Source organism: Pectobacterium cacticida, assembly GCF_036885195.1.
In the GTDB taxonomy this organism is placed as follows: Bacteria; Pseudomonadota; Gammaproteobacteria; order Enterobacterales; family Enterobacteriaceae; genus Pectobacterium; species Pectobacterium cacticida.
Genome location: NZ_CP133656.1, coordinates 1,647,627 through 1,669,836 on the forward strand (window position 1 = coordinate 1,647,627; position 22,210 = coordinate 1,669,836).

Annotated in this window: 16 protein-coding genes and 1 pseudogene; 11 read left to right on the forward strand and 6 right to left on the reverse strand. The window is 50.3% G+C overall.

The window, feature by feature from the left end:
* Positions 1-137 precede the first annotated feature (137 nt).
* The gene (locus RFN81_RS07790; RefSeq protein ID WP_264498532.1) at positions 138-782 is read left to right on the forward strand and encodes an MBL fold metallo-hydrolase; all 645 of its coding nucleotides are present in this window, start codon (positions 138-140) and stop codon (positions 780-782) included.
* A gap of 77 nt (positions 783-859) precedes the next feature.
* Here RFN81_RS07790 and RFN81_RS07795 read toward each other — a convergent pair whose 3' ends face one another.
* The 4 genes from RFN81_RS07795 to pncB all read right to left on the reverse strand — a co-directional run bounded on the left by RFN81_RS07795 (position 860) and on the right by pncB (position 6,464).
* Positions 860-2,050 carry an amino acid aminotransferase gene (locus tag RFN81_RS07795; protein ID WP_264498533.1) on the reverse strand — a complete coding sequence of 397 codons (1,191 nt, stop codon included), beginning with the start codon at positions 2,048-2,050 and terminating at the stop codon, positions 860-862.
* Positions 2,051-2,285: 235 nt separating this feature from the next.
* A complete protein-coding gene (locus tag RFN81_RS07800) occupies positions 2,286-3,371 on the reverse strand; it encodes a porin (RefSeq protein ID WP_319800195.1) in 1,086 nt (361 codons plus the stop codon).
* A 294-nt stretch (positions 3,372-3,665) separates the two neighbouring features.
* A complete protein-coding gene (asnS, locus tag RFN81_RS07805) occupies positions 3,666-5,066 on the reverse strand; it encodes an asparagine--tRNA ligase (RefSeq protein WP_264498534.1) in 1,401 nt (466 codons plus the stop codon).
* Positions 5,067-5,258: 192 nt separating this feature from the next.
* The gene (gene pncB, locus RFN81_RS07810) at positions 5,259-6,464 is read right to left on the reverse strand and encodes a nicotinate phosphoribosyltransferase (protein WP_264498535.1); all 1,206 of its coding nucleotides are present in this window, start codon (positions 6,462-6,464) and stop codon (positions 5,259-5,261) included.
* A gap of 223 nt (positions 6,465-6,687) precedes the next feature.
* Between pncB and pepN the strand changes: the two genes are divergently transcribed.
* From pepN to RFN81_RS07825, 3 genes are all read left to right on the forward strand, one after another.
* Positions 6,688-9,303 carry an aminopeptidase N gene (pepN, locus tag RFN81_RS07815; RefSeq protein ID WP_264498536.1) on the forward strand — a complete coding sequence of 872 codons (2,616 nt, stop codon included), beginning with the start codon at positions 6,688-6,690 and terminating at the stop codon, positions 9,301-9,303.
* Between the two features lie 217 nt (positions 9,304-9,520).
* On the forward strand, positions 9,521-10,531 hold the full coding sequence (gene pyrD, locus RFN81_RS07820) for a quinone-dependent dihydroorotate dehydrogenase (protein WP_264498537.1): 1,011 nt from the start codon (positions 9,521-9,523) through the stop codon (positions 10,529-10,531).
* Positions 10,532-10,793: 262 nt separating this feature from the next.
* On the forward strand, positions 10,794-11,381 hold the full coding sequence (locus RFN81_RS07825; protein WP_264498538.1) for a cell division protein ZapC: 588 nt from the start codon (positions 10,794-10,796) through the stop codon (positions 11,379-11,381).
* Between the two features lie 36 nt (positions 11,382-11,417).
* Here RFN81_RS07825 and RFN81_RS07830 read toward each other — a convergent pair whose 3' ends face one another.
* Positions 11,418-12,521: a YcbX family protein gene (locus RFN81_RS07830; RefSeq protein WP_264498539.1), complete on the reverse strand. Its 1,104-nt coding sequence runs from the start codon at positions 12,519-12,521 to the stop codon at positions 11,418-11,420.
* Between the two features lie 108 nt (positions 12,522-12,629).
* Here RFN81_RS07830 and rlmKL point away from each other — a divergent pair, with 108 nt between their 5' ends.
* From rlmKL to RFN81_RS07865, 7 genes and pseudogenes are all read left to right on the forward strand, one after another.
* A complete protein-coding gene (gene rlmKL / locus RFN81_RS07835; RefSeq protein ID WP_264498540.1) occupies positions 12,630-14,747 on the forward strand; it encodes a bifunctional 23S rRNA (guanine(2069)-N(7))-methyltransferase RlmK/23S rRNA (guanine(2445)-N(2))-methyltransferase RlmL in 2,118 nt (705 codons plus the stop codon).
* A gap of 3 nt (positions 14,748-14,750) precedes the next feature.
* Positions 14,751-16,661, forward strand: coding sequence for an ABC transporter ATP-binding protein (locus tag RFN81_RS07840; protein ID WP_264498541.1), 1,911 nt, complete (start codon positions 14,751-14,753; stop codon positions 16,659-16,661).
* Positions 16,662-16,755: 94 nt separating this feature from the next.
* Positions 16,756-18,075: a membrane integrity-associated transporter subunit PqiA gene (pqiA, locus tag RFN81_RS07845; RefSeq protein ID WP_264498542.1), complete on the forward strand. Its 1,320-nt coding sequence runs from the start codon at positions 16,756-16,758 to the stop codon at positions 18,073-18,075.
* Complete coding sequence (pqiB, locus tag RFN81_RS07850) at positions 18,062-19,705, forward strand: intermembrane transport protein PqiB (protein WP_264498543.1); 1,644 nt, start codon at positions 18,062-18,064, stop codon at positions 19,703-19,705. Before pqiA ends, pqiB begins: the two co-directional genes overlap by 14 nt.
* On the forward strand, positions 19,702-20,268 hold the full coding sequence (pqiC, locus tag RFN81_RS07855) for a membrane integrity-associated transporter subunit PqiC (RefSeq protein WP_264498544.1): 567 nt from the start codon (positions 19,702-19,704) through the stop codon (positions 20,266-20,268). Before pqiB ends, pqiC begins: the two co-directional genes overlap by 4 nt.
* Before the next feature lie 309 nt (positions 20,269-20,577).
* Positions 20,578-20,745, forward strand: coding sequence for a ribosome modulation factor (gene rmf, locus RFN81_RS07860; protein ID WP_264498545.1), 168 nt, complete (start codon positions 20,578-20,580; stop codon positions 20,743-20,745).
* A gap of 99 nt (positions 20,746-20,844) precedes the next feature.
* A pseudogene (locus tag RFN81_RS07865) lies at positions 20,845-21,386 on the forward strand (IS1 family transposase); the annotation flags it as partial.
* 97 nt (positions 21,387-21,483) lie between these two features.
* On the opposite strand, the gene RFN81_RS07870 reads toward RFN81_RS07865, so the two are convergent.
* Positions 21,484-21,756, reverse strand: coding sequence for a hypothetical protein (locus RFN81_RS07870; RefSeq protein WP_264498546.1), 273 nt, complete (start codon positions 21,754-21,756; stop codon positions 21,484-21,486).
* Between the last annotated feature and the right edge of the window lie 454 nt (positions 21,757-22,210).

Sequence of the window (22,210 nt, forward strand, 5' to 3'; positions counted from 1 at the left end):
GCCAGGCATTCTGCGGGATTCCCATCACCGCGTCCCCCTACATGCACACTAACGTTAACGGCATGACGCTAGCGGCATGACCGTTTGAGATAGTTGATTTAAAAACGCCCCGTTGCGCTCGTTTAACATGGAGTCTTATGAAATATCAAATTGTCCCGGTGACGGCGTTTAGCCAGAACTGTACGTTGTTGTGGTGTGAAAAAACCCATGAAGCCGCGATTGTCGATCCCGGCGGCGAGGCTGAAAAGATCAAACATGCTGTGGAGCAACTCGGCGTGTCGGTTAAGCAGATTCTGTTAACGCATGGCCACTTGGATCATGTCGGCGCGGCGGCGGAATTAGCCGAACACTATCAGGTGCCGATTATTGGCCCGCAGCGTGAAGATGCTTTTTGGCTGGATGCGTTGCCGACACAAAGCCAGATGTTTGGTCTGGCAACCTGTGCGCCCTTGACGCCCTCGCGGTGGTTACAGGAAGGTGACGAGGTTAACGTAGGCGAGACGACGCTGAAGGTTTTCCATTGTCCTGGCCACACGCCGGGGCACATTATTTTCTTTGATGCTCAGGGGCGGCTGGCACAGGTCGGTGATGTGATTTTTAATGGTGGTGTAGGGCGCACGGATTTCCCGCAGGGAGACTATCAGGCGCTGATAGCGTCCATCAAAAATAAGCTGCTACCGCTGGGTGACGATGTGACGTTTATTCCCGGCCATGGCCCAATGTCGACATTAGGCCATGAACGCAAAACTAACCCGTTTCTGCGTGAAGACGCCACGATATAATCGCGTTTTTCACAGCGTACACGCCGGAATCAAAAAGCCGACACTTTGGTATGTCGGCTTTTTTGATCGCCTAACGATCAAAGCACGGCAACGATGGCTTCGCAGAGTGGCGCCATATTTTCCGGCGTCATGCCTGCAACATTGATACGGCCAGAATTCACCGCATAAACGCCGAATTCATCACGCAGGCGCAGCACCTGATCTTTGGTCAAGCCACTGAAAGAGAACATGCCATTCTGATTGATGATGAAGGAGAAATCCTGTTCAGCGCCCTTTTCTTGCAAAGTATTAACGAATAATTGGCGCATACGCTGAATACGCTCACGCATTGCCGTCAATTCTTGTTCCCAAATGGCTTTCAGCGCGTCGTTGCCCAGAATTGTCGCCACGACGGCCGCCCCGTGCGCCGGCGGGTTCGAGTAGTTGGCGCGAATCGCCGCCTTCATCTGGCTGAATGCCTTGTCTGCCGTTGACGCGTTGGCAGCAACCAGCGTGCAGGCGCCGACACGTTCATTGTATAACCCGAAGTTTTTAGAATACGAGCTACATACGATCAGTTCATCGTGCTTCTCGGCGAAGCGTCGCAGGCCTTCTGCATCTTCATCTAAACCACGAGCAAAGCCCTGATAGGCGAAGTCAAACAGCGGTAGCCAACCTTTCGCCGCCGACAGGTCAGCCAGCGTCGCCCATTGTTCAGCGGTAGGATCGATGCCGGTAGGGTTGTGACAGCAGCCGTGGAACAGCACCACGTCACCCGCCTGCGCCGCATTTAGGCTGTTCAGCAGGCCATCAAAATCCAGCGCGTGGTTCGCGGCATCGTAATAGTCGTATTGGCAAGTCTCTAAACCAACGGCGGAAAACACATTGTGATGATTTGGCCAGGTCGGGTTGCTAATCCAAACGCGTTTAGCCGAAGTTTGTTTAGCAATAAAATCTGCCGCAACGCGCAATGCACCTGTTCCGCCCGGTGTCTGTGCCGTGCGGGCGCGTTTATCGGCAATGATTGCGTTCTCCTTGCCAAACAGCAGCGCCTGTGTGCACTGGGCGAATGCCGGCAGGCCGTCGATGCCCAGATAGATTTTGGTGGTTTCATTTTCCAGCAGATAATGTTCTGCTTTTTTTACGCTGGTTAAAATCGGCGTTTTGCCGGTTTCATCTTTATAGACGCCAATACCCAGGTTGATTTTATTCGCGCGATCGTCGGCGCGGAAAAGGTCGGTTAACCCGAGAATGGGATCGGCCGGTGCGGCAGAGATAGTTTCAAACATTGCCAGAATGTTCCATAACTGAAATGAAGTAAGGATGCCCAGAGTACCGTCAGTCAATGGCTTTGCCAACCGCTGTTGTCAAAAAGAAGGGGAAATATTGCTAAGGCAAAAGAGAAGGGATAAAAGCGCGAATAACACATACACCAGAAGGTACTGCTGAAATCAAAAAGCAGAGCCGAAGCTCTGCTTTTCACGCAAGATAAACGATTAGCTCGTTAGGCGATGCGCCAATAACTTAGAACTGGTAGATAACGCCGACGTCGACGCGATCATTTTTGTCATTACCCCAGTTTTTGTCTTGGTCCTTATCCAACAAGCTGATGTCGTACTCAACATAGGTAGAGAAGTTTTTGTTGAATGCATAAGTAGCACCAACGCTGGCATATTTAACCGCAAATTCATTTGCGACATTTGCTACTTTATCTTTACGAGAAACGTAACCGATAGTTGGTGTTAGACCGAAATCGAAATTGTATTGTGCGACAACTTCGAAAATTTTGCTTTCATCAGCGAGATCAGTGGACGAATATTTCGGATAACTTTTATCAGCACCAGTTTCATAGAAATTGTGTGCTTCACCATAAACAGCGGCAACATAGATGTTATTTGCATCGTATTTCAGACCTGCTGTCCATACATCAGCTCGATCACCCTTAGCACTAGAATTACGTTGGTTTTCCGTTCGTGAATAAGAACCGTAAGAAGCTACAACACCTACACCAAAGTCTGTGTCATAGGACAAAGATGTTGCCCATGCGTCACCATGGTCTTTTTGTGACACTTTATTGTTGTTATCTTCAGCAACATATTGCAGAGCAAAGCCTAAACCATCAACCAAACCGAAGAAATCAGAAGTATTGAAAGTTGCTGCGTTACCAATACGACCCGTCAGAGTATCGGTGACGCCGCTGTCGTTGCCGTTTTCCGGCAGAACGTCAGTATAGGCCATCCCGTTATAGGCAACGCCTACGTTACGACCGTAGTCGAAAGAACCGAAATCACCAAATTTTAAACCGGCAAAGGCTTTACGGGTTTTTCCTTTCGAGCCGGAATCAGATTCATTCTCAGTACCATTGAATTCATATTCAAAAGTGCCATAGCCCGTCAGATCATCGCTGATCTGCGTCTGGCCTTTAAAGCCCAGACGGGCATAGGTATTATCTTCGTTGTCCGCATCCTTGTTCTGGAATGCATAGCCTGCGTGTACACGACCATTCAGATCCAACTTGTTCGCGTCTTTGTTATAAATCTCTGCTGCGTTGACGCTGCCTGCGGCTAACAGCGCTGGGATTACTACTGCAAGAATGTTGCGTTTCATCATTATTACCCTCATTGGTGTTGTTCAGACATCTGCCACTGCCATAAATAATTCTTTACGGAACTATTACTGAAAGTTTGGTGTCTTCCTGTGTCTGAACGCAGTTTTCCATTCACTCGCCCGTTAATCCACCCTAAAGATGCTACAGACTTCGCAATCAGGTAACAAATAGAAAAATTGTGTTTCAATATGTAAAAATTAGGGAACTTTTTGCGACTTAACAAAAAATAAAAAGAGGGGCCGGAAAATCCGGCCCCTCTTTCCTGCATATTTGTTTTACTTATATTAAATTTTTATTTAAAAGCTAACGCTCCGTGGCGTGCGCGGGAAAGGAATAACATCGCGCACATTTTGTACACCGGTAACATAAGCGATCAGCCGTTCAAACCCTAAGCCGAACCCAGAGTGGGGAATCGTGCCGTAACGGCGTAAATCGCGATACCACCAGTAATCTTCTTTGCGCAGCCCCATGTCATCCAGACGGCGATCTAATTGTTCCAGACGCTCTTCACGCTGGGAGCCGCCGATGATTTCCCCGATGCCCGGTGCCAATACATCCATCGCGGCAACGGTTTTACCATCGTCGTTCATACGCATGTAGAACGCCTTGATGTCTTTCGGATAATTTTTGACCACCACCGGCGCTTTGAAATGGTGTTCCGCCAGATAACGCTCATGCTCGGAGGACAGGTCAACGCCCCAATACACCGGGTTTTCGAATGCTGTCCCGCAATTCTGTAGGATCTCGATAGCATCGGTATAATCGACCTGAGCGAAATCAGAATTGACAAACTTTTCCAGTCGGGCGACAGCCTCTTTATCGACGCGCTCGGCAAAGAAGGCCATATCATCCGCACGTTCGTTTAGCACGGCCTGAAAGACGTATTTGAGTAAATTTTCAGCCAGACCTGCAATATCATCCAGAGAAGCGAAGGCGACTTCCGGCTCGATCATCCAAAATTCGGCCAGATGGCGACTGGTGTTCGAGTTTTCTGCGCGGAATGTTGGCCCAAAAGTATATACCTTGGATAGTGCGCAGGCGTAGGTTTCACCGTTTAACTGACCGGACACGGTCAAAAATGCTTCTTTGCCAAAGAAATCTTCGCTGAAATCCACCTTACCCTGTTCAGTGCGCGGCAGGTTTTCCAGATCGAGGGTCGATACGCGGAACATTTCACCGGCACCTTCGGTATCGGAGGCGGTGATTAGCGGCGTAGACACCCAGAAATAACCGTTTTCGTGGAAGAAGCGATGGATCGCCTGCGCCAACGTATGACGCACGCGCGCCACGGCGCCGATCAGATTAGTACGCGGACGCAGATGCGCAACTTCACGCAGGTACTCAATGCTGTGGCGTTTCGCCGCCATGGGGTACGTATCAGGGTCGTCCACCCAACCCACGACCTCGACACGCGTGGCTTGCAGCTCGAAACGCTGGCCTTCACCCGGCGAGGCGACAACCTTGCCGGTAATAACAACGGAGCACCCCGTGGTCAGGCGTAAAACGTCTTCCTGATAATTGGAGAGAGTATTATTAACGACAGCCTGTAACGGATTAAAGCAGGAACCGTCGTAGACGGCGATGAAGGAGATACCGGCTTTAGAATCTCTCCGGGTACGTACCCAGCCGCGCACGGTGACTTCGCTGTCAACGGCGACGCGGCCTTGCAGTACATCGACTACAGGCACTACGCTCATAAAATTCTCTCTTTTAATTAATCGTGTTTAAGAAATGTGTCGTCTTGGCAACGCCAAATGGCCCAAACCGAGCCATTCGCTATGTTACTTGCGATGCCACAGGACACAAGCAGAAATCACCAGAATGGCGCGAAGTTTTCGCGCCTCACGGAGAATCTGCTGCAAAGTTACGCAATGCAGATAAGGAAAGCGTTAACTGGCCTTTTTCACGCGGGGTACGTCAAACGCTTTGCGTAACGCACAGACAAAGTCCTGATCCTGACAGATGGTTTTACCGGGGCTATCGGAGAGCTTGGCCACCGGTTTACCGTTACACTCCACCAGTTTGATGACAATGTTGAGCGGTTTAACGCCCGGAATATCACATGTCAGCCGTGTGCCGATGCCGAAGACCAGATTCACCCGTTGCCAAAAATGCCGATATAGCGCTAATGCTTTTTCCAGATTCAAATTATCGGAGAAGACCAGCGTTTTGCTCATCGGATCAATGTTCAGGCGTTGATAATGCGCGATAGCTTTTTCTCCCCAATCAATGGGATCGCCAGAATCGTGGCGCAAACCTTGATACGCCTGAGCAAAGGGTAAATCGAAATCGCGCAGGAAGGCATCCATGGTGATGCAGTCGGTCAACGCTATCCCTAAATGTGCGGGATATTCCCGCAGCCACATCTGCAAGGCGGCACGTTGGCTATTCGCCAGCGTCGGGCTAATTTGCTGATGCGCCTGAAACCATTCGTGCGCTTGCGTCCCCACGGGCGTGATGCCCAGGCGGCGCGCCAAATCATAATTACTGGTGCCGATAAGGTAGGGGAAGTCGGCTTGCAACGTGGTGACAATCGCCTGCTGAACATCACGAGAAAAACGGCGGCGCGTGCCGAAATCCATCAGCTTGAACTGACTGAGATCTACATCTGCGCTGCGTTGGCGGAAATGCTCCAATGTGGTCGACAGTTGGCGAAGCGCCTGCGCGACGGTAATGTCGGGCGAACGATGCCGGTGGACGACCTCGCTAATGACCGCCAGCAACGGAACTTCCCATAAAATCACCTCGCGCCACGGCCCGCTAATGCGGATATCCAGTTTACCTGCATTATTTTTAATCACGACCTGCTGCGGATTGAAGCGAAAGCCCTGCAACCAGTGCAGATAATCCGGTTGAAAGAACGGCAGGGAAGCGAGATAGGCGAGCTCATCGTCGTGCAATGATAAGTGATGCATCAGACTCACCTGATGGGCTATCTCTTCGGCATATTCGCCTAATAACTCATCGCCGCGACAGCGAAATTCAGCCGCAACGTCGACATCATAATAATGATGATACACCGCCTGTTGCATATGCAACTTATAGGCATCGGTGTCCAGCAACGAGTGTAGAATCGGGGTAGTGTGTAAAGTCATAATGCGTTTCAGCATCTTCGTGAGATGCAATCCACCATCGGGACAGCCAGCAACGTCCGGTCAGTATACCTTGATTATTTATTTATTACATAACGACAACATTGCCAACCGTGCGGGAGCGAACCACCGTACGAGAATTATCCACATTATTTTGTCGTGGTAACATCAAGATAACAGACTTAGACTAACGCTTTGATGCTTATGACGAGGTGGACACTTTTATATGAATCAACAGCCGCAAATAAAATATCGCCATGATTACCGGGCGCCGGATTATACGATTACCGACATCGCATTAGATTTCGATCTCCATGCTGAGAAGACGCGTGTAAAAGCCGTGAGCAACGTCGTCTTGCAGGGGCCTGCGGGCGCCCCTTTAACGCTGGATAGTGAAGGGCTGGTGTTGATTAGTCTGAACGTTGATGGTCAGCCGTGGGCGGATTACCAGCTCCAGGACAATGGTCTGACCCTGACGCAATTACCAGAGCGTTTTACGCTAAGTATCGAAACGGAAATCAATCCTGCCGCCAATAGCGCGCTGGAAGGATTGTACCTGTCTGGCGATGCACTCTGCACGCAGTGCGAAGCCGAAGGGTTCCGCCACATCACTTATTATCTCGATCGACCGGATGTGCTGGCAAAATTCACGACGCGCATCACGGCGGATAAAGCCCGTTACCCTTATTTGCTGTCTAACGGCAACCGCATGGCGCAAGGCGAACTGGAAGACGGTCGTCATTGGGTCGAGTGGCAGGATCCTTTCCCGAAACCGGCGTATCTATTCGCGTTGGTGGCGGGCGATTTTGATGTTTTGCAAGATCGCTTCACTACGCGTTCTGGTCGTGACGTCGCGTTGGAACTGTACGTTGACCGTGGCAACCTCGATCGCGCGGATTGGGCAATGACATCCTTGAAGAATGCGATGAAGTGGGATGAAGAGCGCTTCGGTCTGGAATACGATCTCGATATTTATATGATCGTCGCCGTCGATTTCTTCAACATGGGCGCGATGGAAAACAAAGGGCTGAACGTATTTAACGCCAAATACGTGTTGGCCAAAGCGGAAACCGCAACGGATAAGGATTATCTCGGCATTGAAGCGGTGATCGGTCATGAATATTTCCATAACTGGACGGGTAACCGTGTGACCTGCCGTGACTGGTTCCAGCTTAGCCTGAAAGAAGGGTTGACGGTGTTTCGCGATCAGGAATTTAGTTCCGATTTGGGGTCGCGTCCGGTGAACCGTATTAATAATGTGCGTGTGATGCGTGGTGCGCAGTTCGCCGAAGACGCCAGCCCGATGTCTCATCCGATTCGCCCCGATCAGGTCATCGAGATGAATAACTTTTATACGCTGACGGTTTATGAAAAGGGCGCGGAAGTTATTCGCATGATGCACACCTTATTAGGCGAAGACGGTTTCCAAGCCGGTATGCGCCTCTATTTTGCGCGTCATGATGGCAGTGCGGCAACCTGCGACGATTTTGTTCAGGCAATGGAGGATGCCTCTGGCGTCGATCTCACACAGTTCCGCCGGTGGTATAGCCAATCGGGTACACCGGTGTTGACCGTACGCGATGATTACGATCCGCAGACGCAACAATACACATTGCACGTGAGTCAGATGACGCCCGTTGGCGCAGATAAACAGCCGAAATTGCCGCTGCATATTCCGTTGGATATTGAACTTTACGATCCGCAAGGGCAGGTGATTCCGTTGCAGAAAGACGGGCAACAGCTTGCGTCAATATTGAGTATGACCGAATCTGAACAAACGTTTATTTTCGATAATGTGCCTTGTCGTCCGATCCCGTCGCTGCTACGGGAGTTCTCCGCGCCGGTGAAGCTGAATTATGACTGGCGCGATGAACAACTGACATTTCTGATGCGCCATGCCAGCAATGCGTTCTCGCGGTGGGATGCGGCACAGAGCCTATTAGCCAATTATATTCGTCTGAATGTGTCCCGCTATCAGCAACAGCAATCTCTGTCCGTCCCAATGCATGTGGTTGATGCTTTCCGGGGCGTATTGCTGGACGAAACGCTGGATCCAATGCTCGCATCTCAAATTCTGACGTTACCCAGTGAAAACGAGATGGCTGAGCTATTTGATATTATCGATCCGACGGCGATCGCTGCCGTGCGCAGAAGTATGACTCACACGTTGGCGCAAGAGATGGCGGATGAGTGGTTGGCGGTTTACCATGCGAATCATACCCCAGCGTATCGCATCGACCATAAGGATATGGGGAAACGCGCCCTGCGCAACGTTTGTCTGCATTATTTGGCATTCGGCGATGCGGAACAGGCGGATAAATTGGTTCGGGCGCAGTACGGTCAGGCTGATAACATGACGGATTCGCTGGCCGCGCTGTCGGCGGCGGTAGAGGCTCAATTACCTGCACGTGATGAATTGCTGGCGCAATTCGATCGGCGTTGGCATCAGGATGGCTTAGTCATGGACAAATGGTTTGTGCTACAAGCGACCAGTCCGGCAGCCGATGTATTGACTCGCGTGCGTGAGCTGCTGCAACACCGCTCATTCAGCCTGAATAATCCAAACCGTCTGCGTTCATTGGTCGGGGCTTTCGCGGCGTCTAACCCGTCGGCTTTTCATGCCGAAGATGGCAGCGGCTATCGTTTCCTGGTTGAGATTCTTACCGATCTGAATACGCGAAATCCGCAAGTTGCAGCCCGGATGATAGAACCCTTGATCCGCCTGAAACGCTATGATGCTCAACGGCAGGCGCAAATGCGCAATGCGCTGGAGCAGTTAAAGGCATTGGAAAATCTGTCGGGCGATCTGTTTGAAAAGATCGGCAAAGCACTACAGGATTAATCCTTCCTTATGATGCCTATCGCCACGCGGAGTTGCTACCGCGTGGCGATACCGGTATCACCGTTTCCTCTTACCTGCAAACGTTTTACTTTCCGCAGCGTTGGAATTACCATCAGCGGTCGTGAGTTAAACTATAATCCAGCGATTGCTGGAATCCGCTATTGCTGGCTTTCAGCGTAGACAAGATACCTTTGCGGTAGGGATCTCAGGAGACCATATGTTCTATCCCGTCATTAAAAAAGCGCTATTTCAACTCGATCCCGAGCGTGCACATGAGTTGACCTTCCAACAATTACGTCGTATTACCCACACGCCTTTTGAATTTCTCGTCCGTCAATCCGTTCCGACTAAACCGGTGACCTGCATGGGGTTATCGTTTAAAAACCCATTAGGTTTAGCGGCGGGATTAGATAAAGACGGCGAATGCATTGATGCGTTAGGCGCAATGGGGTTCGGTCATATTGAAGTGGGCACGGTAACGCCACGCCCTCAATCCGGTAATGATAAACCGCGGTTGTTCCGCGTAGTGGAAGCGGAAGGGTTAATAAACCGGATGGGCTTCAATAATAAAGGCGTGGACTATCTGGTCGAAAATGTAAAGAAAACGCATTTTGGCGGTGTGATAGGAATCAACATTGGCAAGAATAAAGATACGCCGGTTGAGCAGGGTAAAGACGATTATTTGATTTGCATGGATAAGGTTTATGCTCACGCTGGTTACATTGCCATCAATATCTCATCACCAAATACGCCAGGATTACGTAGCCTGCAATATGGTGAGGCATTGGATGATCTATTGCGCGCGATAAAGAATAAGCAGGCAGAATTAAGCGAAAAGCAGCAAAAATATGTTCCTGTGGCCGTTAAGATCGCGCCGGATCTTTCTACCGAGGAGTTGATCCAAATTGCAGATAGCCTGGTTCGTCATAACATTGATGGCGTGATTGCGACGAATACAACGCTTGACAGGACATTGATTCAGGGATTGAACCACTGTGGGCAAACGGGGGGATTAAGTGGACGCCCGTTGCAAACACGCAGTACGGAAATTATCCGTCGTTTGTCACAGGAACTCGCGGGGCGTTTACCCATTATTGGCGTAGGCGGCATAGATTCTTTGATTGCCGCGCGCGAAAAAATGGCGGCAGGCGCTTCTTTATTGCAGATCTATTCTGGTTTTATTTTCCATGGCCCTCGCCTGATTAAGGATATTGTGACTCATATTTAATCCTTAAGCCCTTCCATTCCTGGCTGGGGGTTTATTTATTCCTCCAGCTAGTCTATATTTTATTCGTTTACGTTAGTCATTTTTAGCGCTGATTGCACGGTTATCTAGCAAGGCGACGCCATGATTACTATGCCTAAAATACAAACTATGGCTAAAATACAAACCATGTCGAAAATACAAACTATGTAAAGAACGCAAACATGGTAAGAAATACGACCAGCCATTTCTAAAAATTCTATTACCCAGGCTAAGGACAAATAATATGAAGTTAAAACCTGATGATAACTGGCGCTGGTATTTTGATACGGATCACGATCGGCTGATGCTGGATCTGGCTAACGGTATGTTATTTCGTTCTCGCTTCCCGTCTAAAATGCTAACGCCGGATGCCTTTAACTCATGTCCATTTTGCGTTGATGATGCCGCATTATTTTTTATTTATCATGATAAATGCCAAAATACGGCGTTGTACCGTGACCGTCAAAATGAATTAGTTTTGAATGCGCTGGTGGCAACGCGCTTTCTGAAACCGTTGATGCCGAAAAGCTGGTATTTCATGCAGCAGTCAGGCGCGAGCCCGTTTCTACCACTATCGGGTGACATTGTGCAGGTGCAAGTGACAGAAACGGATGAAATAGCCTATTTCCTGGTGGCAGAAGCAGGAGAAAAAGCCAGCCTCTGTTTACTGGCGCAAGAAGCGTTGTCCTTAAATAATAAAATCATGAGATTAGGCGACGCGATAAAAATTATGCACGATAGATTGATGCCAGCCGTGCAACAACATGGCGCACAGAAGGAATATCTGGCAGATGAAGAGGCATCGGCATTTGAGTATGCTAAGGTTGTGTAATCTACGGCATAGCCTAAATGCCAGTGCATTGTTTTCCTATTGCAGATGAACGTCGCTCTGGGGAATACAGCTACAGCTAAGAATTTCACCGTTTGCACGAATGGCATTTTGCTTGAGTGCAGCCACTTCACCACTGACAAGTGTCAATTTACAGCAGCCGCACAGCCCAGCCCGACATGAATAGGGAATGCGAATACCCTGTTGCTCTAACTGCTCCAACAAAATATGCTGATTATTTCCTGGTAACGACTTTCCCTGATAGTGGATGGTGACAGCCTGTGCGGTTGAGACGGGAATATTCAGGCGTTCGACCTCCTGACCAGCGCCATAACGGCGTGGCGGTTGGGTCTCCAGCACCTCCAGCGTATCGCCTACACGAATGATGCCCGTATTTCTGGCGACCAGATTTAGCCCAAAGTCCACGTCGCCGTTGTCGGCGGTACGAAAAGATTGCAAGGTTGCCAGTGGTTCTCCTGTCGGATGTTTCCGACCCCCTTCGATGCTGACAGTCGTGAAAACACAGCGGCTACAGGGTTTCACCACGTCAAAAACAATCTCGCCGATACGAATGACCTTCCAGCTATCTTCGGCGAAGGCTTCCGCGCCAGCGACCACCACATTGGCACGAAACTGTTCGATTTTTATTCCAGCCGAGCAACGTTGCCGTAGTGCCTGAAACGAGGCATCGTTAATCAGCAAAAACGGATAGCCATCAGCAAATGCCAGAGGAACCGCCGGATAATGTTTAACTCGCCGTGATGGTGTATGGCCCACCCAGCGAAGCTGCACTGCGCGATGGAAATACTGACTTAGCCAGGTGTTGATTGCATCAGGTGCGACATGCGCGGTGAAGTGTGTTCCCCAGACTTCTGTTGGCTGAGGGGGTTCAACGAAGTCAGTAAAACGTATCGTTGCCGATTGGCCATCCGGCGCGGCAAGAAACAGCCCGTCAGGCAATAACGCAGGCGTAAACAATACCATCTGCGGGTACTGGCGTGCGGTGATAAAGGTGCCATCCGGCTCCGTCACCATGAAAGCGCGATCGTGCGCCAGCCCGCCGACAGACGCCATGGCATGGGACAACTGTAGCCCCCGCATCGATTTTACCGGATGAATATAAAGTCGTGTTACCGCAACCACGGCATGTTTCCCCCGCCAAAGTAAAACGGCAACTTTATGACAAGCGACGTGGATTAGCTATAATGCGCTTCAATTTCTTTTATGAACCTATTTGGTGATAGTAACAACATGAATGCTTTGTTTGCCAGCACGGCGCGGGGACTGGAAGAGTTATTAAAAAGCGAACTCGAATCATTGGGCGCGCAGTCCTGTGCGGTGGTGCAGGGGGGCGTCCATTTCTCGGGGGACAACCGTCTGCTGTACCGAAGCCTGCTGTGGAGTCGTCTGGCATCGCGTATTTTGCTGCCGTTGAATGAATTCAAGGTTCACAGCGATCTGGATCTGTATTTAGGGGTGCAGGCGATTGATTGGCCATCGATCTTTAACGTTAACAGCACGTTTGCCGTGCATTTTACCGGTACCAATGACGATATCCGCAATAGCCAGTACGGCGCGTTAAAAGTCAAAGATGCGATTGTCGATAGCTTCACGCGCAAAACCGGGCAGCGGCCGGATGTGGCGAAACAGCTGCCGGATATCCGCGTTAATGTTTTCCTGCAACGCGATATGGCCAGCGTTGCGCTGGATCTGAGCGGAGATGGCTTACATCAGCGGGGTTACCGCGATCTGGCTGGGCTGGCGCCGCTAAAAGAAAATCTGGCGGCGGCGATTGTGCTGCGATCCGGCTGGCAAAACGGCACGCCGTTGGTCGATCCGATGTGCGGTTCTGGCACGCTACTGATTGAAGCGGCGATGATAGCTTCCGATCGCGCGCCCGGTTTGCATCGAACACGCTGGGGATTTAACGCCTGGTTAAAGCACGATGCGGGACTGTGGCATGAACTCACCAGCGAAGCACAGCAACGTGCGCGTGAGGGCTTACAGGCGGCCACGTCCCGTTTCTTCGGCTCGGATAATGACCGTCGTGTGATTGAGATTGCTAAAGCGAATGCCCGTCGCGCTGGCGTCGCTGAGCTGATCTCCTTTGGTGTAAAAGATGCGGCGCAGTTGCAGAATCCCTTACCGGATGGGCCAAAAGGAACGGTCGTCAGCAACCCGCCATACGGCGAACGCCTTGAGAGCGAGCCTGCGCTAATCGCCTTGTATAATATGCTGGGCCGAAAAATGAAAAGCGACTTTGGCGGTTGGCAGCTCTCGTTGTTCAGCGCATCGCCGGCGCTGCTAAGCTGCCTGCAACTGCGTGCTGAACGCCAATTCAAGGCAAAAAATGGCCCACTGGACTGTGTACAGAAAAATTATCAATTGGCAGAAACGCAGGGCGAATCCGCTGGGCAAATCGCCGAAGACTTCGCCAACCGCCTGCGTAAGAACTTGCGCAAGCTAGAGAAATGGGCGCGGCAGCAGGGGATTGAATGCTATCGCCTCTATGATGCCGACCTGCCTGAATATAATGTGGCGGTTGACCGCTACGGCAGTTGGGTCGTGGTTCAGGAATATGCGCCGCCGAAAACGGTTGATGCGCAAAAAGCTCGCCAGCGGCTATTTGATGTGATCAATGCCACGCTGAGCGTGCTGGAATTACCGTCGAACCGTCTGGTGCTGAAAACGCGTGAGCGTCAGAAAGGTAAAAATCAGTATGAAAAACTGGCCCAAAAAGGCGACTTCCTTCTGATGGAAGAGTTTGGGGCCAAACTGTGGGTTAATTTGACCGACTACCTCGATACGGGGTTATTCCTTGACCATCGTATCGCTCGCAAAATGCTGAGTGAGATAAGCCGCGGTAAAGATTTTCTTAACCTGTTTGCCTATACGGGTACGGCGAGTGTGCACGCGGGACTCGGCGGCGCGCGCTCAACGACCACCGTCGATATGTCGCGAACGTATCTGGAATGGGCAGAAAAAAACCTGCGGGTGAATGGCCTGACAGGGCGCCAACATCGCCTGATTCAGGCGGATTGCTTATCATGGCTGCGCAATGCGAATGAACAGTTTGATGTTATCTTCATCGATCCGCCGACCTTCTCTAATTCAAAACGGATGGACGCCTCATTTGATGTCCAGCGCGATCACTTAGCGTTGATGAAAGATCTCAAACACTTATTGCGTCGTGGCGGTACTATCATGTTTTCGAATAACAAACGCGGTTTCCAGATGGATAGAGACGGCCTGGCTGCGCTAGGGCTCAGCGCCAAAGAAATTACCGCCCAAACCCAATCTCCGGATTTTGCCCGAAATCGTCAGATTCATAACTGTTGGCTGCTCACTCATGCCAACGAGGAAAAGTAACCGATGTCTTTAATCAGTGTTTCAGGTGCATGGCTGTCGTTTAGCGATGCGCCGCTGTTGGATAACACCGAACTTCATATCGAAGAGAATGAGCGCGTTTGTCTGGTTGGTCGCAACGGTGCGGGTAAATCGACCCTGCTAAAAATTCTGGCCAAAGAGATCCCTCTTGATGATGGAAGAATTACCTATGAGCAGGATCTGATCGTCGCGCGCCTGCAGCAGGATCCTCCGCGTAATGTTGCCGGTAGCGTTTTTGACTTTGTCGCCGAAGGCGTTGCCGCGCAAGCGGATTACCTGAAGAACTATCACGCCATGCTGCGTTTGGTTGAAAGTGACCCCAGCGAAAAACACCTGAACCAGTTGGCGGCATTGCAAGAGGTTCTCGAACATCAGGGGCTGTGGCAACTGGAAAGCCGCATTCATGAAGTGCTGGAACAACTGGGCTTGTCCGCTAATGCGCCGCTGGCGTCGCTCTCTGGCGGTTGGCTGCGTAAAGCGGCTCTCGGCAGGGCGCTGGTAAGCTCGCCACGCGTGTTGTTGTTAGATGAACCGACCAACCATTTGGATATTGAGACGATTGATTGGTTGGAAACCTTTCTGAAAACGTTTCAGGGTAGCATCGTTTTCATCTCCCATGACCGATCGTTTATTCGCAATATGGCGACCCGCATTGTCGACCTCGATCGCGGCAAGCTGGTTTCCTGGCCGGGCAACTACGATAAATATCTGGCAGGAAAAGAAGAAGCGCTGCGGGTGGAAGATCTGCAAAACGCGGAGTTCGATCGTAAGCTGGCGCAGGAAGAAGTGTGGATCCGTCAGGGGATTAAAGCACGCCGTACTCGTAATGAAGGCCGCGTGCGGGCGTTGAAAGCGATGCGTCAAGAGCGGGCGCAACGTCGAGAGGTATTGGGATCGGCGAAAATGCAGGTGGAAGAGGCGACGCGTTCCGGCAAGATAGTGTTTGAACTGGAAGATATTAACTATCAGGTGGATAATAAAACACTGGTGCGCCACTTTTCTGCCCAGGTGCAACGCGGAGACAAGATCGCGCTAGTCGGGCCGAATGGCTGTGGTAAAACCACGCTGCTAAAATTGATGTTAGGAGAATTAAAACCCGCCAGTGGACGTGTGCATTGTGGTACGAAGCTGGAGGTGGCCTATTTCGATCAGCATCGCGCCGAGCTCGATCCCGAACGCACCGTCATGGACAATTTGGCCGAGGGTAAACAGGAAGTGATGGTGAACGGCCGTTCTCGCCATGTGTTGGGCTATTTGCAGGATTTCCTGTTCCATCCCAAACGGGCAATGACGCCGGTAAAAGCATTATCGGGAGGAGAACGTAACCGCCTGTTGCTGGCGCGTTTATTCCTCAAGCCGAGCAACCTGCTGATTCTTGATGAACCGACCAACGATCTGGACGTAGAAACGCTGGAGTTGCTGGAAGAACTCATCGAAAACTATCAGGGAACCGTTTTGCTGGTCAGCCATGACCGCCAGTTCGTTGATAATTCAGTAACCGAATGTTGGATCTTTGAAGGTGAGGGGAAGATTTCTCGCTTTGTTGGTGGCTATTTCGACGCGCAGCAGCAGCGTGCCGCGGCAACGCCGCTGAAGACGGTGGCTGCGTCGGCGGTAACCCCTCAGGCGGCAGCGGCAAATATCGCACCGCCCGCTAAACGTCATGTCGTGAAGTTAAGTTATAACCAGCAGCGCGAGCTAGAGCAGTTACCGTTGCGAATTGAGCAGCTAGAGCAAGAGATTGCGTTGCTGCAAGCGAAGATGAGTGACGCTGATTTCTTTAGCCGCCCATATGATGAAACACAGCCGGTTATGGCGGCTCTGGCGGAAGCGGAAAATACGCTGGAAAGCTGTTTTGCTCGCTGGGAAGCGCTGGAAGCCCAGAAAAACAGCTGATTCAAGCGTTAATATTGCCGTTTTAATAGAAGCGTGTTCCCCCTGTATTTGGGGGATTTAGGTCAGATGCTGACGACTTCGAAGGAGAATATGCGTGTGTTCCCATCACGAGCGTCATAAACCTGTTCATAGGCACGACCAAGAGCATGAGCATCATCATGATGACTATATGCTTTGCCCGCAATGTGATCTTTTGGTGGAATTGCCGACATTGTTGCACGGACAAAAGGCGACCTGCCCACGCTGCCATACGGCGCTTACCAGTCGACAGGCCGAACCACGCAGGCGGCCCGTCGGTTATGCGGCGAGTGCGCTATTCATGTTATTGCTGGCTAACCTTTTCCCCTTCGTTTCGATGCGTGTGGCGGGGATCTCCAGCGAAATTACCCTGATGCAGATCCCAAAGGTAATGGTGGCGGAAAATTATGCCAGCGTTGCCACGCTGTTTGTGCTGTTTGTCCAGTTGGTTCCGGCTCTTAGCATGGTGATGCTAATTCTGCTCTGTCTGCACGTCTCGCTGCCGTTGGCATTGAGGAAGGGCATGGGGAACATACTGTTCCATTTAAAAAGCTGGGGAATGGCGGAGATTTTTCTGGCTGGGGTGCTGGTCAGCTTCGTCAAACTGATGGCTTATGGCGACATTGGCATCGGTGACAGTTTCATACCTTTTATCTTGTTCTGTCTGCTGCAATTGCTGGCATTCCAAAGTCTCGATCGACGCTGGTTATGGAATGACATTGTGCCGCCCCCAGCATTACCCGCGTCGCCGACTCTGGGCGCGAGCGGGCTTTCGCAAGGCTTACGTTCATGCTCATGTTGTACCGCGATCCTGCCCGTCAATCAGTTGGTATGCCCGCGTTGTCACTCGCGAGGATATGCGCGTAAGAAGCAGAGTCTGCAATGGACACTGGCTTTGCTGTTGACATCCGTCATGCTCTATATCCCTTCAAATCTGCTACCGATTATGGTGACCGAAGCTTTTGGCGATCGGATGGGGTCGACCATCATGTCGGGGGTGATTCTGCTCTGGGGGATGGGATCTTACCCTGTCGCGCTGGTGATTTTTATTGCCAGCGTGATGGTGCCATCGCTAAAAATGCTTGCGCTGGGCTGGCTATGCTGGCAGGCAAACGGGAAAAGTTCAAAACAAGCAGACAGTGGACGGATGCACGTCATCTATGAAATGGTTGAGTTTGTTGGGCGTTGGTCGATGATTGATGTGTTTGTGATTGCCGTTCTGTCCGCGATGGTACGAATTGGCCACCTAATGAGTATTTACCCCGCTATTGGCGCGGTTCTGTTCGCGGCCGTGGTGATATTGACCATGATTGCCGCAATGATGTTTGATCCCCGTTTATTGTGGGATCGTCGCAATGATGTTCTTCATAAGGAGTCGGCCGTTGGCGAACGATAACCATGCTGTTGCGAAGGTAGAAACGATCAAACGCTGGTCGCCAGTCTGGATTGTACCCATTGTTACGGTGCTGATCGGCGCCTGGATACTGTTTTACCATTTTAGCCATCAAGGGCCGCAAATTACGCTGATTACCAGCAACGCTGAAAGTATTGAGGCGGGAAAGACCGCGATCAAGAGCCGTAGCGTTGATGTCGGTGTCGTCGAGAGTGTCGTGCTCAGTGACGACCTCCATCAGGTGGAAATCAAGGCTCGCCTGCATGACGGTATGGAGAAACTCCTAAAGCAGGACACCGCCTTCTGGGTGGTAAAACCGCAGATCGGTCGGGAAGGGGTTTCTGGCCTGGGGACACTACTTTCAGGTGCTTATATCGAGCTGCAACCCGGCGTTCATAATGGAGAGCAGCGTGAATTTAGGCTATTGGACGCGCCGCCGCTGGCCTCGCCGGATGCGAAGGGCATTAGAGTCATACTCGATAGCGAGCAATCCGGGCAGTTGAATGCAGGTGATCCTGTTCTGTTTCGTGGCTATCGTGTGGGGTCGGTGGAAACCAGCGAATTCGATCCAAAAGCGCGCAGGATGCGCTATCAATTGTTTATCTCCGCCCCTTATGACGGTTTGGTCACGACGAACGTCCGTTTCTGGAAGGAAAGCGGGGTGTCGTTTGAAATGTCGGCGCAGGGAATGCGCGTCGAAATGGGGTCGTTAGCCACGTTATTCAGCGGTGGTGTCAGCTTCGATGTGCCAACAGGTTGGGATTTGGGCGAAGCGGCCAAGACAATGGCGCAGTATAGACTTTTTGATAGTCAGCGCAGCATCCAGGATTCGTTGTATACGGAGTATAAAGAGTATTTGTTATTCTTCAGCGAATCAATTCGGGGTTTACAGGCCGGAGCACCCGTTGAATTCAGGGGTATTCGGTTGGGGACGGTGGCTGAAGCGCCATTCTTCCCGAAAAATATGAAGCAGGATCTGGCCAATGATTACCGTATTCCGGTGCTGATTCGTATTGAACCCGATAGGTTCGAAAAGAAAATAGGTGGGTCATTTGACTTTGAACGTTATCTCGTTCAGGCCCAATCACTGGGGCTGCGTGCCTCAATGAAAACGGCGAATATCCTGACGGGCGCGCTTTATATCGATCTCGATTTTTATCCTAAAGAGAAAGTAGATAAAAAGCTCTATGTTCTTGATGGTTATCCTGTTCTCCCCACGATTGACGGCGGTCTGTCACAGATTCAGCAGAAGCTCATGGCGGTGCTGGATAAGGTCAATAATCTGCCGTTGAATCCGCTGCTTAATGCCACAACGAAGACGCTGACGGAAAGTCAGGCGACGTTGCGCGAAATGCAAAAAACGTTGGCAACGCTCAATAAATTGACATCCAGCAAAGCGATGCAGGATTTGCCGGCAGATATGCAAAAAACGCTGCTTGAACTGAATCGCAGTATGAAAGGTTTCCAGCCGGGTTCACCCGCCTATAATAAAATGGTGGCGGATATGCAGCGGTTGGATCAGGTTTTACGGGAGTTACAGCCTGTGCTACGAACCCTGAATGAGAAAAGTAATGCCTTGGTTTTCGAAGCCTCAGGGAATCCGGATCCTCAACCCAAGAGGGCAAAACAATGACAAAAGCATGGATACTGGTTCTGGCCTTGGTATTGAGCGCCTGTAGCAGTAGCACTACGCAGAAAACCTATTACCAACTTCCAACAGACGTGGACGTTAGCGTGGCGCATTCTGCGCCAAACCAGGCGCGTTCGTTATGGGTGGAACATATCAGCGTGGCGGATTATCTTAGTAATGCAGGATTGGTCTACCAAACTAATGATGTGCAGTATGTGATTGCCAGTAACAACCTATGGGCGAGCGCGTTGGATCAACAATTGCAACAGACGTTGGTAACCCGTCTTGGGAACCAACTTCCTGGTTGGCTGGTAACCGCGCAGCCGCAGGGGCGCGATCAGGCCACATTGAGTGTGGTCGTTACCGGTTTTCATGGCCGTTATGATGGCTATGCTATCGTGCGTGGCGAATGGGTGATGAGCTATCAGGGGAATGTCGTTAAACGCGCTTTTAACGTGGCGTTACCACAGAAAGACGATGGCTATGATGCGCTGGTAAAAGCGTTGGCGCAGGGGTGGCAACACGTCTCTCAGTCGATCGCACAGCAGATCTTGTTGCTGAAATAATCGTTTTATCACCCAGTCCTCACCCGTTTACGCTAAAACGGGTGGCGGAATACCGCTTACTGACACGTCAAATTCCTAAATTGGTAATACGATAACCGTGTTACCAATTTATCATTCCCTTGTTTTTCAAACAATTATGCCTTTTTGAGCTTTAGGTTGAAAAAATATCGATGATGGATCACAAATATGACTCTGGCGTGAGTCTTGTGCCTTGACCTTCGTTGACAGAATAGGTATTGATAGCCTGTGATTGCTTATAAAGTAATCATTGTTTCCTTTCCACCAGACAAATAATGAGGGAAATAAGGCATGAAAAGACAGAAACGCGATCGCCTGGAACGGGCGCATTCTCGGGGTTATCAAGCGGGTATTGTCGGTAGACCGAAAGAATTCTGCCCTTATCAGTCAATCAATGCTCGGTCTCACTGGTTGGGAGGCTGGCGCAAAGCCATGGAGGATAGGGCGGTAATTGCTTAGTATGCCTTGTCACGAAAAGGGACGCCTCCGCTTTTGCGGAGGCTTTATGTTACGGCTCATCCCCGCTTCTATTGTGGCATACGCTGCCGCGGTCAATAGATTAAAGAGCAGATCGCTGAAATGGCCTTCAATGGTGCCGGGGTTCGCGATACCGCCAGAACACTGAAAATTGGCATCAACACCGTCATCTGGGCTTTAAAAAACTCGCGCCAAAGCGAATAACGTCTTCGCCTGTTGCCCATGCTGAGGTGGCGCTTATCTGCGAACTTGATGAGCGATGGAGTTTCGTTGGCAGTAAAGCCCGGCAGCACTGGCTCTGGTACGCGTAAAACACCAAAACTGGCGGTGTACGGGCCTACACGTTTGGTCCCCGAACCGATGAAACCTGCCGGGAGTTGCTGGCACGGTTTACACCATTCAACATCGGCATGATCACCCGCGACTGGGGCAGCTATGGACGGGAGGTGCCGAAGGATAAGCATCTGACCGATAAAATATTCACCCAACGTATTGAGCGTAATAGCCTGACGCTCCGCACCCGCATTAAGCGGTTGGCTCGTAAAACAATCTGCTTCTCACGCTCAGTTGAGCTTCATGAAAAAGTGATCGGAACGTTTATCGAAAATTACATGTTCTACTAATTGGATGCATTACCGAATTAGGGGTGCTAATGCGATAAATAATGAATACGTTTTCTACCTTGATAAGGTGAGTACGATTACAATAAGATAAAAATAATTAACGTTGAGATGCTAGAAAGTAGTTAATATCCATAGCGACTTTCCTTAACTCCGCAAAATAGTCACTTTTGTTATCATGTACTCTTAAACATTCTTCTGTTTTATCTCTAATATAGGCCATTTCACACTCCCCCAGGGTGGCATCACAAACCAATTCAAGAAAGACTCTCATTGTATGGCATTCAACAAATCCATAACGACTAAAAACATCACTCAGTGTTTGGCGTGTTAAATAAGAGTTGTTTTTTATGGTTGGAGAACAATGCAGCATAATAACAAACCTCTAATAATAAAGTTAGGCATTGCGTATTAATCGTTAACAAAGAGAGGATGGGGACATAATATGGGAAAATGCCCATTACTACGATAGAACTAATCAGAAAAAATGATGGTGGCTATCTCCTCATATGGATGTCATCAATATATAGGAAAATTTCTGGAAGTGAACTGTTTGGACTATTTAATTCTTGAAATTTAGTTTTCGTACTTGTCAGATGTAAAGGTTAAATAGCTGTGTGCATAATTAATGTCTATAAGCAAAGTTTCGACCCTGTAAATAATTCTGTGGTGCGACACGAGGCTGTTCCTGTGATTGTTTCAGCCAGTATGTAGTAATTAAGTGCAAAGAAACCTGCTGTCTCACCAGCAGTTCCCTACCCGACTGTGCGTTGAGAGTAATTTCAGGGTGCAAAGCGTCGGGGACAACGTAGCCACGGATTATCCGT

Excerpts from the sequence above, each read along its gene's own strand:
- pqiC (WP_264498544.1), top strand. The coding sequence starts at position 19,702 with ATGACAAAAGCATGGATACTGGTTCTGGCCTTGGTATTGAGCGCCTGT.
- RFN81_RS07800 (WP_319800195.1), bottom strand. The coding sequence starts at position 3,371 with ATGATGAAACGCAACATTCTTGCAGTAGTAATCCCAGCGCTGTTAGCC.
- rlmKL (WP_264498540.1), top strand. The coding sequence starts at position 12,630 with ATGAATGCTTTGTTTGCCAGCACGGCGCGGGGACTGGAAGAGTTATTA.
- pyrD (WP_264498537.1), top strand. The coding sequence starts at position 9,521 with ATGTTCTATCCCGTCATTAAAAAAGCGCTATTTCAACTCGATCCCGAG.
- RFN81_RS07840 (WP_264498541.1), top strand. The coding sequence starts at position 14,751 with ATGTCTTTAATCAGTGTTTCAGGTGCATGGCTGTCGTTTAGCGATGCG.
- RFN81_RS07825 (WP_264498538.1), top strand. The coding sequence starts at position 10,794 with ATGAAGTTAAAACCTGATGATAACTGGCGCTGGTATTTTGATACGGAT.
- RFN81_RS07795 (WP_264498533.1), bottom strand. The coding sequence starts at position 2,050 with ATGTTTGAAACTATCTCTGCCGCACCGGCCGATCCCATTCTCGGGTTA.
- rmf (WP_264498545.1), top strand. The coding sequence starts at position 20,578 with ATGAAAAGACAGAAACGCGATCGCCTGGAACGGGCGCATTCTCGGGGT.
- pncB (WP_264498535.1), bottom strand. The coding sequence starts at position 6,464 with ATGACTTTACACACTACCCCGATTCTACACTCGTTGCTGGACACCGAT.
- asnS (WP_264498534.1), bottom strand. The coding sequence starts at position 5,066 with ATGAGCGTAGTGCCTGTAGTCGATGTACTGCAAGGCCGCGTCGCCGTT.
- RFN81_RS07790 (WP_264498532.1), top strand. The coding sequence starts at position 138 with ATGAAATATCAAATTGTCCCGGTGACGGCGTTTAGCCAGAACTGTACG.
- pepN (WP_264498536.1), top strand. The coding sequence starts at position 6,688 with ATGAATCAACAGCCGCAAATAAAATATCGCCATGATTACCGGGCGCCG.
- RFN81_RS07870 (WP_264498546.1), bottom strand. The coding sequence starts at position 21,756 with ATGCTGCATTGTTCTCCAACCATAAAAAACAACTCTTATTTAACACGC.